This window comes from Gemmata obscuriglobus (assembly GCF_008065095.1).
Taxonomy (GTDB): domain Bacteria; phylum Planctomycetota; class Planctomycetia; order Gemmatales; family Gemmataceae; genus Gemmata; species Gemmata obscuriglobus.
In genome coordinates, this window is sequence record NZ_CP042911.1 from 5,338,917 (window position 1) to 5,353,890 (window position 14,974).

Here is a 14,974-nt window from a genome sequence, read left to right on the forward strand (position 1 = left end):
ATTCCGGTTCGCGCCGGCCGTGGGGCGCCAGCACCTCTGCTGGCGCCCCACGGCGTTTTGAACTCAAGCGTTTGCTCACCCGAGGTGCGAATTCATGCGCGCGTTGTTCGTTGTCATCTGCTCGGGCGGCCTGACCGCCCTCATCGGGTGCGGCAAGCCGGCGCCGCCGGCCGCCGCGGTTGTACCCGACGCCGAGCCCCCACCAATCCCCGGCGGGCAGACGTTCGAGAGCCCCGTTTACAAGCTGTGGGCCAAGTTCCCGGTCGGCTCCCGGGTGGTGCAGAGGACGACCACCGAGAACGAGGACAACAAGACCGAGAAGACGGTCACCACGATCTCCTACACCCTGAAGCAGAAGACCGATGAGTTCATTGTGGTCGAGTCGCAGGCCACAACGACCCACTATACCGGGCGGGTGGAGACGAATCCTGCGTCGGAAACCAAAACGCGAAAGATGTTCTCACTGCCGCCGGGGGTGAAGCAGCCCGAACCAAAGAAGGCGGAAGAGGGCGCGGAGAACCTGACCGTTGCCGGAAAATCCTACAAGGCGACGTGGACCCGGGAGAAGGGGTTCACCGAGGCCGGCGACTCGTTCACGCAAACGTGGTCGTCGGACGAGGTTCCGGGCGGGTTGCTCAGGTCGGTGAGCAAGGTGCCGTCGAAGAAAGCAACGATCACCGTGGAGGTGACCGAAATCGCGATTCCGTAACGGATCACGCGGTGGGGCGCGGGACATTCTCGCGCCCCACCGTGCTCAGCCTTTGATGACGCCCAGCGGGCGCATCCGGGCGACCCGGCGCGACAGGTCGGCCTCGTGGACCGCTTCGACCACGTCGTCCACGTTCTTGTAGGCCTTGGGCTGCTCCTCCGCGAGCCCGTTGCGGCTCGACGCCATGGCGATCACCCCCTTATGTTCCAGCTCGCGCTCGATCTTGCGCCCGACGCCGTCCTTGAGCGCCGCGGTGCGGCTCATCGCGCGGCCCGCGCCGTGGCAGGTGGTGCCGAAGGTCTTCTCCATCGCCCCCTGCGACCCCACCAGCACCCACGAGGCGCGCCCCATATCGCCCGGGATGATGACCGGCTGCCCCACAGCGCGGAACGCCTCCGGCACCTCGGGGTGCCCGGCCGGGAACGCCCGCGTCGCGCCTTTGCGGTGGACCCACACCTTCTTCTTCTTCCCCTCGACGGTGTGCTCCTCGAACTTGGCGATGTTGTGAGCCACGTCGTAAAGCTGCTCCATCCCGAGGTCGTCCCACGAGCGGCCGAACACCTGCGCGAACACCTCGCGGGCCTGGTGCATCAGCAGTTGGCGGTTGCAGAACCCGTAGTTGGCGGCGGCGCGCATCTGCGCGATGTACTTGCGGCCCTCGGGGGAATCGGCCGGGGCGCACGCGAGCTGCCGGTCCGGCAGCTCGAACCCGTACTTCTGCGGGCAGTTGCGGAATGTCGCGAGGGCGTCATCACAGACCTGGTAGCCCAGACCGCGGCTCCCGGAGTGGATCATCACGCAGATCTGGTTCAACTCGAGCCCGAACGCTTTCGCGACCTCGGCATCGAACACGCTATCGACCACTTGCACTTCGAGGAAGTGGTTGCCACTACCCAACGTGCCGCACTGCTCGGCGCCGCGCTTCACCGCGTGGTCGCTGACCTGGTGCGGGTCGCCGCCGTCGATCAGCCCGTTCGCCTCGGTATGATCGAGGTCGCGCGCCACGCCCAGCCCACGTGCGATGACGAACTTCGGCCCCTCGCCCATCAGGCGCCGCGTCTCGGTGGTGTCGAACTTGTACTTCCCGGTGCGCCCCGCGCCGGACGGGATGGTGTAGAACAGCGCCTTCACCAGCTCCTTGATGTGGTGCTTCACGTCGTCCAGGAACAGGTTCGTCTTTACTAATCTGACGCCGCAGTTAATGTCGTATCCGACCCCGCCGGGGGAGATCACGCCGCCCTCGTCGGGGTCGGTGGCGCAGACGCCGCCGATGCAGAACCCGTACCCCCAGTGGATGTCCGGCATCGCGATGCTCGCGACCTGGATGCCGGGCAGGGTGGCGACGTTCGCGACCTGGTCCGCCGCCTGGTCCTTGCGGATGGATTCGAGCAGCTTGTCGGTCGCGTAGATGTGCCCGGGCACGCGCATCCCGGGCTTGTAGCTCTTCGGGATGCGGTGACAGCAGCACCCGATGTTCTCGAGCGGCCCGGTGTAACCTTCCTTCGCCATAAACAGTTCTCAGTAAACGGTGATCGGCGTCCCGCGGGGCGTTCGCCTCAAATATCGACGATGACTTCCGCGAGCCACCCGCCGTCGTGTTCGGCGACCTTCAGTTCGTGGTACGTGATGGCTTTCACTTCGTGCGCCAGCGTGTGGCGCTCCGGGTTGTACGGTTCGCCCGTTGCGGTCGCGGTGAGGCCGTCCGCGGTGACGATCACGTCGAAGGCCGCGAACAGCATGTGATCTGTCTCGAACCGCAGGAGCAACTCTTTGAGCCAGTCGAACAGCAGGAACTCGCGGTCCGATCCCGTGAGTTCGAGTTGCACGTTTTGCGCCGGTCGAACGCCGTCGGGCTCTTCCACCATTGCGGAGAGCAGGCACTTCGCCATCTCCGCGAAGAGAAGCGGTAGGGTGGGGGCGGTGGCCCTCAACCCGAGATCGGCGGTGTGTTCGAACAGCTCGTGCATCGGTGGTTTCACAGACACGGAGGGCAGGGCCGGGGTTCGCTCAGACGGGTTCTCTGTTGAGGTCGAGAACCACATCCGGTCCGTTCGGTGTCGGACGCATTGTTACACGAACACGTAATGGACGGTTGTCGACGCGGATTGGGAACTCGCCGATCATTGGGATTTGGGCGATCGTGTCCCCGAATACCCAATCGGTTGAGATGTGGGCTGCTTGGGCGAGGCGAGTAAACGCCGAACCGCGGTACCGCGACGGGATCACACCGCCTTCGACCCATCCGCCATCCAACCGGAACCAGATGACGCCCTGTTGACCCTCGCGCGTGAGGTGGATTCGGTCGGCGCATAAGTATGCCGCTTCTCGAAGGATGCGGTTTACGCACCACGTCGCACAGGTTGCCGAGTCCTCGCTTGCCGCGAGCGCCGGTGGATCGTTCGGGAGCAGCGGCCGGTAATCGAACTCCAGGAACGTGGCTCCATAGTCGTAGTCGAAGTTGCCGTACTTACTGTTGATGATCGTGTGCAGTTGCGCCGGGTTGGCCCCAACGAGGACGATGTGACGCTGCAAAATGAACGCGACTTTCTGGACCGTCTCGACGTGCATGTTGTTCGGATCGACCGCCGCAACGAATAGCGCGAGCCCCCGCTCGGCAAAGGGCAGCAAGTTGCATTCGCGGGCTACTGATTCGGGGACAAGTGCCAGAAGTGCCGGCGGAATGTCGAACCCGGTGAGCCAGACCGTCATGTTGGTGCTGGGAAGAAGCTGGAGAAACGCATCGAACTGGGCGACGAATCGCGCGGCCGGGATCGCGAGCCGAACGCGGATGTCGCGTGCACAGTCAGCGAGGCGAGAGGTGAGGGCGTTGTGCCGGGGCGCCCCGGGGGCGTAGCGGTCAGCTTCTTCGTACAGCCGAATGTAACGTGCCCAAGCGACGTTAGAAGGCGTACCGGTCTCGTCGAGCCAGTCGGCGAACGCGAGCCGTGTGGTGGCGTTCGCGGGGTACCGCAGGTGTTCTCGGACAAACGCGTCGGCGTCGGGGTGCTTTCGCATCAGGTGCCCCGGTTGGACTCAATACTCGTCGTCTTCCTCAAAGTCATCTTCATCACAACCGTAACCGAATCGCTCCGCAAGTGCGCGGCCGAACTCGCGTGGGCGAAAGTCGTTCCCGGCGAGATCGACTTCGAGCATCCGCGGCAGTGTCTCCGAGTCGAGCAGCACGCGAATGTCGTCGTCGGTAAGCCGGTTGTACCGGAGGCTCAGCCTTTTGAGCGTGGCGAACCGCGGCGCGGACGCGAGCAAACGAATCGTGCGCTGGCGCGCGAACTGAACGGCACGATCCAGAGCGAGCGATTCCAGAGCGAACGGCGCCGGGGAGTTCGAAATGGCTTTGACGAAGCTGGGGCTGATCGCGACGCCAGGGAACGAGATTTCGCGCAGACCGCTCAGGTACGGAGAGGCGATTAAGTGCTGGAAGCCGCCCGCACCGATGGCGTGATTGCGCGCTTCGAGTTTCGCCACCGCACGCAGCAGCGGGCTTGCGACCAACTCGGACAGGTATTTGCACCACGCGACCAAATCATCCGCATCGCTGGCGGGTAGGAACATTCTGAACGTCACCGGCTCGGCCGCGAGGGCGCGCCCCGCAACGGCGAGAAATTTGGTCGAAACGACCTCCACATCGGTGAGGAACCCGCGGACGTATTCCCCTTCGGTTTCGCTGATCCCGATCGCTTTGCGCCAGCCGCCGCCCATCGCGGCTCCGTGAACACCCGCGATTCGTGCGTCAGGGTCGTTCCGCTCGCGCACCGCGTCGGACGCCTTTGCCGGCTCGATCTGCGCGCGAATAAACTCGGCCCGCTCCGGTTCGCCGTGCTCTTCGAGCCAGTCGGCGAACACTAGCCGGGCCGTGTCGTCGTTGGGGTTGTTGAGAATGGCGTCGATGAACGCGGTGCGGTCGGACACGGGCGATGTCCCCTTCCCTACCACCGGATGACCGCGGTGCCCCACGCCAGCCCCGCACCGAACCCGCTCAGCACCACGAGGTCGCCGTCCTTGAGCCGGCCATCGGCGGCGGCCTCGTCGAGCGCGATGGGGATGCTCCCCGCGGACGTGTTCCCGTACCGCTCGAGGTTGTTGTACACCTTGTTCCGCGGGATGTTGAGCGAGTCGATGGCCGCGTTGATGATCCGGATGTTCGCCTGGTGAACCACGAACAGGCCGACGTCCTCGACCGTCAGGTTCGCAGCGGTGAGCACCTCGCGGATCGTGTCGCACAGGATGTTGACGGCCCACTTGAACACCGCGTAGCCGTCCATGTACATGAAGTGCTTCCCCTCGGCGAGAAGCTCCGGCGTCACCGGGGTGCGGCTCCCGCACGCGACCCGCTGCAGCAGCGGACCGCCGGAGCCCTCCGAGCCCATGCTGTACGCGATCACCCCCTGATCCGGGCGCCCGGGCTCGACGAACACCGCGCCGGCGCCGTCGCCGAACAGCGGGTACGTCTTGATGTCGGTCGGGTTCAGCACCCGGCTGTTCGTGTCCCCGCCGATCACCAGCGCACGGTCCGAACAGCCCGACTTCACGTAGGCGCTCGCGGTGAGCAGCGCGTACATGAACCCCGCGCACGCGGCCTCCACCTCGATCGCCGGACCGATCAGACCGATCCGGTCCTGAACGAGACACGCGGTGGAGGGGAACGACATGTCCGGGGTGAACGTGCCGAGTACCAACAGGTCGCAGTCCCGGGCGGTGCGGCCGGTCTTGGCGAACAGGTCGTTGGCGGCCTCGACGCACAGGTCGGAAGTCGCCTGGGCCGGCGCCGCGTGCCGGCGCTCCATGATGCCGGTGCGCTTCACGATCCAGTCGGAGTCGAACCCGAGTTTCGCGTGCAGGTGATCGTTGCTGACCACCATGTCGGGCACGTACTTCCCGGTGCCGACCACCCGGACGCCCATCAGGGACCGGCACTTCGGGCGGGTTGTGGCTCTCTCGCTCATTGCTTCGCAGTCCGCGCTGGTCCGGCCGGGCCACGTGCCCGGGACGGGAACGGAAATTGTATTAGGCGCCGGGTGGGCGTTCAGTTGTCGCCGGCGGTCAACTGTTCTGGGCGCCGGACGCGAGGAACTTGAGCAGCCCGGTGAGGGCGCTCCCGGTCGCGTCGATGCGCAGGTTGCCGTCCGTGGGCGACAGGTGGAACGCCCCGATCAGCATTTTGACGCGGAACGTGTCCTCGAAGTGCCGGGTGTTGGTTTCGACGAACTGGAGCCCGCACAGGAACTGCACCCCGAACCCGACCGCCGGGCGGTACTTCGCCTCGCGCGTCAGGTCGCCGGTGACCCGCGTGAGGTGGTACGCGCACGCGAGGCTCTGGACGCACCGGCCGGCGTCCACGGTCGCGGCGGGGGCGTCGCTGGCGCGCCCCTCCACCACGGCGCGGAACCCGCCGGCGTACTGCGGCGTGCGCGGGTCATTCGGGCTGATTTGTAGCTCGCACAGCCAGTCGTTCATCTCGAACGCCGCGGCCGCGGCCTCGGCCAGTTTCGTCTGGAGGTACAGCTCGACCGCCGCGGGCGAGACGGTGACCGCAAGGGCCGGGTGCGGCCTCGCGCGGAACACGGCCCGGTAGTGCGCGACCCCGTTCTTGACCGCGTCCTTCTTCCACTCCGCCGGGCGGGTGCGGCCGCTGGCCGCCAGCGCCTGAAGGGCCAGCCCGGGGTACTCGTTCACCCCCGCGGGGTCCACCTTGAGCGGGTCGTCGGTCGGGCCGTCGGTGTAGTGGACCGAACCGTCGGGCTTCAGCCGGGTGGCGAGGAACGTGCAGAGCTGTTCCGCCGCGACGAGGAGCGGCTCGCTCGGGTTCGGTAGCTCGTACACCGTCAGCGCGACCAGCGCCGCGAACCCCACGCGGTTGCACACGAGCGACATCTGCACCGGCACGCGGCAGGTGGGGTCGTTCGGGTCCGGTTTGGTGAACGCCAGCAGCCGCAGCGCCGCCTGGTTCGCGACCGCGGCGTGCTGCTTGTCGCCGTTGAACTTCGCCGCCTGGGCCAGTGCGAGCGCCGCCTGCGCCTGGCGCAGGTCGTGGTCGCCGGGCATCGGCTGGCGCAGGGCCGGGAGGTAGCCGTGCAGGAACTGGCCGTTGGCCTCGTTCATCTTGGCGAGCCAGGCCGCGCCCAGCAGCACCCCGCGGACGGCGTCCTGAGTGTTTTGCGGGTAGGCGTTGAGCGGCAGGAGCTTCGAGAGTGCCGTTTCGGCCGCGGCCTGCTGAACGGGCTGGGCGCCCGGCGCCCCGGCGATCGGGAGCGGCTTGGGCGGGGCCGGCGGGGTTGTTTCGCCCGGCGCGCCGGGGGGCACAACCGGCGGCGCGGCAGCCGGGGTCGGCTGCGTTGCGGGAGCCCCCGGCGGGGCGAGCGGCGTCAACGGGAACGGCGCCGGGGGCTGAGCCGCGACCACCACGACGACGAGTAGAACGACCACCCCGGACGCCAACAGTACCCGCCTCATTGTGTCGCCCCTCCGTGAGCTTCGAGCTAATCGGCGGGCACTGTAAACGATGCCGCTCAGGTCATGCAATGCGAACGTGCGCGGGCTTCGCGACGGGGCTTTGCGGTCGGTCGTGAGCGGGGAAATGAAAACGGTGCCGGGGCACTTGCCTCGGCACCGTGGTTCGAAAGAGCGGGCTACTTTTTGCCGCTCTTCAGGTTGAAATCGACCTTCTCGTTCACCCCCGGCTTGAGGGTGACCTTGAGCGTACTGGTCGTGTTGTACTCGGCCGGGATCAACTCCTTCAGCACGTCCACCTTTGGGCTGTCCGGGGTGTCGTACATGGCGCGTTTGCCGACCACTTTGGACGCGTTGATGGTGACGGTCATCTCCCCGGTGGACGTTTCGAGCTGGTACTTACCGTTCTCGATTCCGCCGCCGGCCGTCTGCCCGGCGCCACCGGCCGGGTAGAACTGGATGATCCCGTTCTCGATCGGCTCTCCGTTAAACGTCACCGTGCCGGACACCTGTGCCTTCGGCGGGCCGCCGCACCCGGCCATGAAGGCGAGGGCGACCGCGGCCCCCAAAGCTGCGCCGCCGCGCACCGCTCGTCGGAAGTTATTCACTGATCAGGTCTCCGTGGGTGGCGGTTCCCATCGCCTTCCAGGCGGTCGCGTTCACCGAGTTCGAATAGAAGGCGACCGACCCGTCGCACCGCGCGACGTTCACGCCGCCGGTGTGCTTGCTGCGGGCCGACATCAGGTTGTCGCCCGCTTGCACGCACGGCATCGTCTGGTCCGGGTTCGCGGCCACGCTCGGCCAGCACACGTTCGAGTTGCGATCGATGCCCGCGTTCGGGGTGTTGAGCGTCATGAACCAGTGGGAGTTTCCGTCGTTCATCACGTCGCCGCGGCCGTCGGCCGCGTTGTCCTGGGCCGGGATGCGGGTCTCGGACAGCATGAGCGTGTTGGAGGTCCCGTCGGAGATCGCGACGAGAGTGCGGCGGTACGGCACGTACCCGCCGAACCCGCCGCTCGAGTTCCAGCCGAACGGGCCGTCGGCCGGGTCCACGCCGGAGCCTTCGGCGAACAGGTAGTTGCCGCCGTAGTTGGCCACGTAGTTGCCACGCACCCGGTAATAGGCGTCGTAGGTCCACATCGCGTTGGGCCGGTCGCTCGGGCAGTAGTAGAGCTTTTGCGGTTGGGCCACGAGACCGGTGGTCGAGTTGGTGACGGCGTTCGGCACCTCGTAGAAGCCCAGACCGCGGTTGTACTGGGTGGCCAGCGCGGTTTGCTCGATGTACGGCCACAGCTCCACATAAAAGGTGCGGCGCGGAAGCCGCTGCCCCGCATACGGCAGCGTGCTGTTGGCGTCGTGGTAGTTGTGCATGGCCAGGCCCCACTGCTTGAGGTTGTTCTGGCAAGACATGCGTGCGGCCGCTTCGCGCACCTTCTGGACGGCGGGGAGCAGGAGCCCGATCAGGATCGCGATAATCGCGATCACCACCAGCAACTCGATCAGCGTGAACGCCGACGTTTTGGGTCGGCGTTCGGTCCGGGAGAGACGCATAAGAGCCCCGTGAAAACGTGGAAAAGGGAATAAAACCTGAGCAAGCAACAACCACCGCGACCCGACGGTCGACTCGTGGCGAAATGCTCGTTACAGGCGGGCGGGGATAGGAGAGTGAACGGCTGAGCGGAACCAGCGAGTTCAGCACTCTCCAGGGCGAGACAACAAAACGAGCCGAGGCGAGAAAGAGGCTCGTTTCACTGAGAAACGCGAAACTGGGCAGGAATCGACGCGTTCAGCGAGTTTCTGGGCGGTGAAAGACATTAACACCACACGAAAATATAGGCAATCAAAAAACTCACAAGCTCACCCCTCGTGGAACAAAAAACCGAACTGCGACTTCTCATAAATCGAGCAAATCCAAGTCACAGCGAAATCGTGCATTTTTTGTGCCGGATGTCGAAAGGTCGGGAGGCCGAACCCTTCCCACTTCACACCGAATCCACCCCAACGCTTCTCTTTATCCCGACCGGTCGTTCGAGGACGGACTCGTCTTCCCCGGCCGTCCCAACTTTGCTAAACGGGCACCTCGATCCCCGGCCCGGAGCGGGGACGGAAGACCGCACCCGGCCGCGCCGGTCGGGATCGAGGGGCGAGGGCTCACATGAGGTTGCTCCCGAGACGCCGGTATCTGGTACTCGCGCTGCTCGTCCTGTTGGTGGGGGGCGTGGCGCTCGTCGCGGCCCCGCGCAAGAAGGCCCGAAAGAAGAAGAGACCGGCACCGGCGAAGGTCGATTACGCGCAGCAAATTAAACCGATCCTGGAAGCCCACTGTTACTCGTGCCACGGGCCGACCCAGCTCAAGGGCGGGCTCCGGCTCGACCGGGCCGCGGAACTCCGCGCCGGCGCAGTAACTCCCGGTAACTCGGCAAAGAGCCCGCTCGTGGCCGTGCTGACCGGGGCCGACGATCTGCCTCAGATGCCGCCCGATGGCGAGCCACTGAGCGCCGAGCAGATCGCACTCATCAAGAAGTGGATCGACGAGGGCGCAGAGGTGCCCGACGAACCCGCCCCGGCGCCGTCGCGCGGCCCGGACCACTGGGCGTTCCAGGCGCCGGTCGCCTCACCGGTCCCCGGCGCGAGCCCGACCGTCAACCCGATCGACGCGTTCCTCACCGCCGGGCGCGAGCGGCGGGGGCTGACGCCCAACCCGCCCGCACCGGCCGCTGTGCTGTTGCGCCGCGTGTTCATCGACCTGATCGGCCTGCCGCCGACCCGCGAGGAACTGGCCGCGTTCCTCGCCGACACCGCCGACGGGGCCTACGAGCGGGTGGTCGACCGGCTCCTGGCGGACCCGCGGTACGGCGAGCGGTGGGCGCGGCACTGGATGGACGTGTGGCGTTACTCCGAAGCCGACGGGCGCAAGGCGAAGGCCGACATCTGGTGGGGCAACGCGCACGTCTGGCGGTGGCGCGACTGGATCGTGAACTCGCTCAACGGGGACAAGGGCTACGACCGGATGGTGCTGGAAATGATCGCCGGGGACGAGGTCGCCCCCGACGACCCCAAGACCACCGCGGCGACCGGGTTCCTGGTCCGCAACTGGTTCAAACTCGACCGCAACATCTGGCTGAGCAACACGGTCGATCACACCGCCAAGGCGTTCCTCGGACTGTCGATGGGCTGTGCGCGGTGCCACGACCACAAGTTCGACCCGGTCAGCCAGAAAGAGTACTACCAGTTCCGGGCGTTTTTCGAGCCGCACGACGTGCGAACCGATCCGGTGCCCGGTGAGACCGGCCCGGCGGCCCACGTCGCCCGCACCTTCGACGCCAAGCCGGACGAGCCCACCTGGCTGTTCGTGCGCGGCGACCCGAAGGTTCCGGACAAGTCGGCCCGCATCACTCCGGGCGCCCCCGCGGTGCTCGGGACCGTCACGGTCGCCCCACCGGCCGACGGGGCGAAGAGCACCGGGCGCCGGCTGGCACTGGCCCGGTGGATCGGGGACCGGGCCAACCCGCTCACCGCCCGGGTCGCGGTGAACCACATCTGGATGCGGCACTTCGGCCGCCCGCTGGTGGACAACGTGGCCGACTTCGGCATCCGGACCCCCGCGCCGGTTCAGCAACCGCTGCTCGACTGGCTGGCCGTTGACTTCATGGAACAGGGGTGGAGCACCAAGCGCCTGCACCGGCTCATCGTGACATCGGCCGCGTACCGCATGAGTTCGTCGACGAAGGGCGCGCCGGCCGGTAACGTGAGCGCCGACCCGGACAACGCCTTCTACTGGCGGGCGAACCACCGGCGGATGGAGGCCGAGGTGGTGCGCGACTCGCTCCTGTGGCTGGCCGGCGCGCTGGAGCCGACGGCCGGCGGGCCGCCGGTGGACTCGGCCCGCGGCGCCGAGACCGGGCGCCGCAGCCTGTACTACCGGTCCTCACGCGAGGACAAAATGGAACTGCTGACGGCGTTCGACGCGCCGAGTGTGGAAGAGTGTTACCGACGTGAGCAGAGCATCGTTCCCCAACAAGCGCTGGCACTGGAGAACAGCGCGTTCGCGTGGGACCAGGCGCGCCGGATCGCCCGGCGGCTGGAGGGCGCCGCGCCGGCGCCGGCCGCGTTCGTGACCGCCGCGTTCGAGCACGTCCTCGGGCGCATGCCCACGGCCGCCGAGGCTTCGGCCTGTGAAGCGTTCTTGACCCGCCAGCAGGCGCTCCTGGCCGACCCAGGCCGGCTGACTCCGCTCCCGCTCCCGCCCGAACCCCCGGCGCCGCTCGATCCCGAAGCGGCCAAGCAACTCGCCGAGCGGGTGCCCGGATTACCACTGGTGCTGGGCGACGCAAAACCGTTGCCCGCGGTCGCGCCCGCCGGAGACCCGGCCGCGCAGGCCCGCGAGTACCTAGTCCACGCGCTGCTGAACCACAACGATTTCATCACCGTGCGCTGAGCAAGGAGGCCAACATGCTGCTGCCACACCGCCCGATCGGGCGCAGACGGTTCCTCGCGGACCTCGGCATGGGGTTCACCGGCGCGGTCCTGGGTGCCATGCTGTTCGAGGACGGCGTCGCCAAGTCCGTACCGGCCGCGGGCGCCGCCGCACCGGCCGCCAAGGCCAAGAACGTGATCTGGCTGTTCATGCTCGGCGGGGCCAGCCACCTGGAGACCTTCGACCCGAAGCCCGCGCTGACCAAGTTCGCGGACAAGACGATCGCCGAGACCCCGTTCGAGCGGACCGTTCGCGACCCGAAGATCACCCGGAACTTCCGCACGTTCGCCGGCGCCGCCCGGCTGGGGACCAAGATCCTGCGCCCCCAGGTCGGGTTCTCGAAGCGGGGCAAGTGCGGCACCGATGTGTCCGACTGGCTGCCGCACATGGGGGACTGCGCGGACGACCTGGCGGTGGTGCGGTCACTGTGGACCACCGATTTTAGCCACGCCGCGCAGGCGCTTGCCCACACCGGCCGGATCATCCTGGACGGCCGGGAGCCGTGCCTCGGCTCGTGGGCGCACTACGGGCTGGGCACGCTCGACCGCAACCTGCCGAAGTTCGTCGTGATGGGTCGGCCGCCGAGCGACTTCGGCGGGGGCTCCGGGGCGCACCAGGCGAGCTACCTGGGGCCGGAGCACGACGGCGTGCCCGTCGAGGTGGAGCCGGACCGGGCCGTACCGTACCCGCCGCGCGGCCGGGGGCTGACGCGCGAGGCCCAGCGGGCCGAGTTCGAACTGGTCGGCGAGTTGAACAACCTCGCCGGGGTCGAATACCCCGACGATCCGTCGCTGCGCGCCCGCATCAAGTCCTACGAACTCGCGTTCCGGATGCAGTCGGCGTTCCCGGACATCGTGGCGCTGGCCGACGAAACCCGGGAGACGAAGACGCTGTACGGCCTGGACGACCCGGTCACCGCGCCGTTCGGCCGCCAGTGCCTGGTCGCCCGGCGGCTGGTCGAGCGCGGGGTGCGGTTCGTGCAGATCTATCACGGCGGCGCGGCCGACGACGACAACGGGTTGTGGGACTCGCACCAGGAGTTGCGGAAGAACACCGCGGCGCGGTGCCGTGAGGTGGACCGGCCGGTGGGGGCGCTGATCAAGGACCTGAAGCGGCGCGGGATGTTGGACAGCACGCTGGTGGTGTGGGCGACCGAGTTCGGACGGACGCCGAACGTCGAGCCGCGCCCGGACGGGGAGGCCGACCGCGAGGAGCTGCGCGGCCGGGACCACCACATTTACGGGTTCTCGTCGTGGCTCGCCGGCGGCGGGATCAAGGGCGGCGTGGTCCACGGCGCCACCGACGAACTCGGGTTCCACGCGGTGGAGGACCGGCACTTCATCGCAGACGTTCACGCGACCGTTCTGCGGCAGCTCGGCCTCGATCCGGAGCGGTTGGAGATCCCCGGCCGCCGCCGGCTGGACCTGGAGCGGGGCAAACCGATCACCGAAATCATCGCGTGACCCGTTCGCTCGTCGTGGTAACGACCGAACGCCGGCCCTTTGGGGCCGGCGTTCGGTCGTTACACGCGCTCTTGGTAGTATTCGGTGCGTGTACTCAGCTCGCGGCCGGCGCCGGGGCGGCTTCGGGCCGCGCGGGCTTCGGCTCTTCGGCCGGCGTGGCCTCGCCGGCGTTCAGGATGTGGGTGATCTTCACCTTCACGTGCGGCTGCGTGTGCCCCTTCAGCCGGCGGGACGCCTTGCGGCGGCGGAGCCGCTGGGTCAGGGTCTTCACGCGCGGGAAGTCGATCACTTCCGCCAGCACGCGGGCGCCCTCGACCAGCGGGCGGCCGATGACGGTGTCGGCTCCGGTCGAGAGGAGCAGCACCTTCGGCAGCTCGAGCCGCTGGCCGAGCTGGGCCTCGCGGAAGTCGATCTTGACCGTCGAACCCGGCTCAACGCGGTACTGCCGCGAGCCGTCTTCAAAGATTGCGTACATCTCAACTCACCTGAATCGTAATTCTCAGCGCATGTGCTGAAGAACTTCAGGATACGGACCGGTGCCCACACCGGCCACCTGCCCGACAGCATAAAGGGTGCCCCTCTGGATTTTGGCCCGTTATTGGTTTTCCCAAAACCCCTTCCACTCCGGCCCCGCTGCTAATGCCCCCAGTTCGACAAACGGTGCCACATGCCCCAGATTCCATCTCGCCCCAGTTTGTTTCATTCTGATGTTGAGCAATTGCTTAACCGTTCCCTCCACCAACCCGCTTCCAATCGACTGCCCCCGCCGCAAACGCACCGCATAATTCAACCGCCCCTGTTGGCCACAAAAGTAATTCAATACGCCGCCCAAGGCGGCTCCGTCGCCTCCGGCGGGCATCTGCCCGGTCAGTTCTCCGATCCAGTCCACCAACCCGGGATATCCGTCTTCCAGCAGCTTCGACTTGCCCCGGACAAACGCCGTCGCGGCTTGGACCCCGGGACCGAACACCGCCTTCGCCCCGCTGGCGAGGTACTCCGCCCCATGCCAGAAGTCGAGGACCTGGGTCGCGTCACGGAAGTGCTGCTCGGACACGTTCCACAACCACTCGGCCCCATCCCCCAGTACCGTCATTTGGCTCGAATCGGTCCACTCCAGTCGCGTGGCCTCGTCGTGACACCGCTTCCCGAACAGGCTCGCCTCCTCCACGGCCGCGATCACCGACCGCGCCAACGGGGTTGGCAGGTCGCGTCCCTCCCAGTCCATCGCCGTGGTCGGCGCACTTCGCTCGCGCCGGGCAAAAACGGCCATCTTGAGATCCCGCCAACCGTCCTCCACAGTGTTGACCTTGCCCGCGTCGATGTGCAACTCGCTGTCCACCGGCCGCTCGGTCCTGGCCGCGGCTTGGGCTCGGGTGAAGACTTCAGCGGTCGAGCGGTGTTGCCGGGTGGCGGTGGCCTGGGCCGCCGTGGCGTGGCAGAGTTGCCGGATGGTGTTGTCGTCCAATTCCCAGCCGACCACCTCGGCCAGAGTCACTTCGGCTTTGGCGAAGGACTGTTGGACGCCCAGCAAGACGGCCATCCGACAGGCGCCCGGGGTGACGTAGCCGCTGAGGCCCAGCCCGCGATCGGCTCCGAACTCGCCTTGCCCGCAAGTGGGGCAGTGGAAATACCTCCGCTCCAGCTCAATCGGACCAACGGCGGTCACAACCGTTCGGGTGTGCGGTCCTTTGGAGCGCCCGGGGTGCGTCTTCGCGCAGGTGCGGGCGCGCCCCCTTTTTGCTCGTCCTTCTCGATCCGTGAACCCAAGGCGGCACCGAGTGTGGTCCGCAACAGTTTGCGCCCTTGATCGAGTGCATGCTTCTCGCAGGCGGCCAGGACCGTGCCGTCGGGAGCTTCTTG

13 protein-coding genes and 1 pseudogene are annotated in these 14,974 nt (G+C 67.1%); 3 read left to right on the top strand and 11 right to left on the bottom strand.

Features of this window, described 5'->3' with window-relative positions; translation table 11 throughout:
- Positions 1 to 94 precede the first annotated feature (94 nt).
- Positions 95 to 709, top strand: a complete 615-nt coding sequence (locus GobsT_RS22345; protein ID WP_029600898.1) for a hypothetical protein — start codon at positions 95 to 97, stop codon at positions 707 to 709.
- Between the two features lie 45 nt (positions 710 to 754).
- Here the strand turns inward: GobsT_RS22345 and GobsT_RS22350 are convergent, their stop codons facing one another.
- From GobsT_RS22350 to GobsT_RS22385, 9 genes and pseudogenes are all read right to left on the bottom strand, one after another.
- Positions 755 to 2,218 carry an RtcB family protein gene (locus GobsT_RS22350; RefSeq protein WP_010040178.1) on the bottom strand — a complete coding sequence of 488 codons (1,464 nt, stop codon included), beginning with the start codon at positions 2,216 to 2,218 and terminating at the stop codon, positions 755 to 757.
- A gap of 47 nt (positions 2,219 to 2,265) precedes the next feature.
- On the bottom strand, positions 2,266 to 2,676 hold the full coding sequence (locus GobsT_RS22355; RefSeq protein ID WP_010040180.1) for an archease: 411 nt from the start codon (positions 2,674 to 2,676) through the stop codon (positions 2,266 to 2,268).
- A gap of 40 nt (positions 2,677 to 2,716) precedes the next feature.
- Complete coding sequence (locus tag GobsT_RS22360; RefSeq protein WP_232068408.1) at positions 2,717 to 3,418, bottom strand: GspE/PulE/PilB domain-containing protein; 702 nt, start codon at positions 3,416 to 3,418, stop codon at positions 2,717 to 2,719.
- 174 nt (positions 3,419 to 3,592) lie between these two features.
- Positions 3,593 to 3,724, bottom strand: a pseudogene (locus tag GobsT_RS41180) (TIGR02996 domain-containing protein); the annotation flags it as partial.
- An 18-nt stretch (positions 3,725 to 3,742) separates the two neighbouring features.
- Positions 3,743 to 4,636: a TIGR02996 domain-containing protein gene (locus tag GobsT_RS22365; RefSeq protein ID WP_010040186.1), complete on the bottom strand. Its 894-nt coding sequence runs from the start codon at positions 4,634 to 4,636 to the stop codon at positions 3,743 to 3,745.
- 17 nt (positions 4,637 to 4,653) lie between these two features.
- Positions 4,654 to 5,670: a 3-oxoacyl-ACP synthase III family protein gene (locus tag GobsT_RS22370; protein WP_033198338.1), complete on the bottom strand. Its 1,017-nt coding sequence runs from the start codon at positions 5,668 to 5,670 to the stop codon at positions 4,654 to 4,656.
- Positions 5,671 to 5,767: 97 nt separating this feature from the next.
- Positions 5,768 to 7,177, bottom strand: a complete 1,410-nt coding sequence (locus GobsT_RS22375) for a hypothetical protein (protein ID WP_010040190.1) — start codon at positions 7,175 to 7,177, stop codon at positions 5,768 to 5,770.
- Positions 7,178 to 7,353: 176 nt separating this feature from the next.
- Positions 7,354 to 7,782 (bottom strand): hypothetical protein, encoded by a 429-nt coding sequence (locus tag GobsT_RS22380; RefSeq protein ID WP_148087838.1) that lies wholly within the window; start codon positions 7,780 to 7,782, stop codon positions 7,354 to 7,356.
- Positions 7,775 to 8,725: a DUF1559 domain-containing protein gene (locus GobsT_RS22385; protein WP_010040195.1), complete on the bottom strand. Its 951-nt coding sequence runs from the start codon at positions 8,723 to 8,725 to the stop codon at positions 7,775 to 7,777. The genes GobsT_RS22380 and GobsT_RS22385 overlap by 8 nt, the downstream gene beginning before the upstream one ends.
- 604 nt (positions 8,726 to 9,329) lie before the next feature.
- Between GobsT_RS22385 and GobsT_RS22390 the strand changes: the two genes are divergently transcribed.
- Both GobsT_RS22390 and GobsT_RS22395 read left to right on the top strand, forming a co-directional pair.
- Positions 9,330 to 11,612 (top strand): PSD1 and planctomycete cytochrome C domain-containing protein, encoded by a 2,283-nt coding sequence (locus GobsT_RS22390; RefSeq protein ID WP_010040198.1) that lies wholly within the window; start codon positions 9,330 to 9,332, stop codon positions 11,610 to 11,612.
- A gap of 14 nt (positions 11,613 to 11,626) precedes the next feature.
- Positions 11,627 to 13,114 (top strand): DUF1501 domain-containing protein, encoded by a 1,488-nt coding sequence (locus tag GobsT_RS22395; RefSeq protein ID WP_010040200.1) that lies wholly within the window; start codon positions 11,627 to 11,629, stop codon positions 13,112 to 13,114.
- A gap of 94 nt (positions 13,115 to 13,208) precedes the next feature.
- Here the strand turns inward: GobsT_RS22395 and rplU are convergent, their stop codons facing one another.
- Together rplU and GobsT_RS22405 are read right to left on the bottom strand one after the other, a co-directional pair.
- Entirely contained in the window at positions 13,209 to 13,589 is a 381-nt protein-coding gene (gene rplU, locus GobsT_RS22400; protein ID WP_010040202.1) for a 50S ribosomal protein L21, read from the bottom strand.
- 120 nt (positions 13,590 to 13,709) lie between these two features.
- Positions 13,710 to 14,942, bottom strand: coding sequence for an ISKra4-like element ISGob7 family transposase (locus tag GobsT_RS22405; RefSeq protein WP_232068452.1), 1,233 nt, complete (start codon positions 14,940 to 14,942; stop codon positions 13,710 to 13,712).
- Positions 14,943 to 14,974 lie beyond the last annotated feature (32 nt).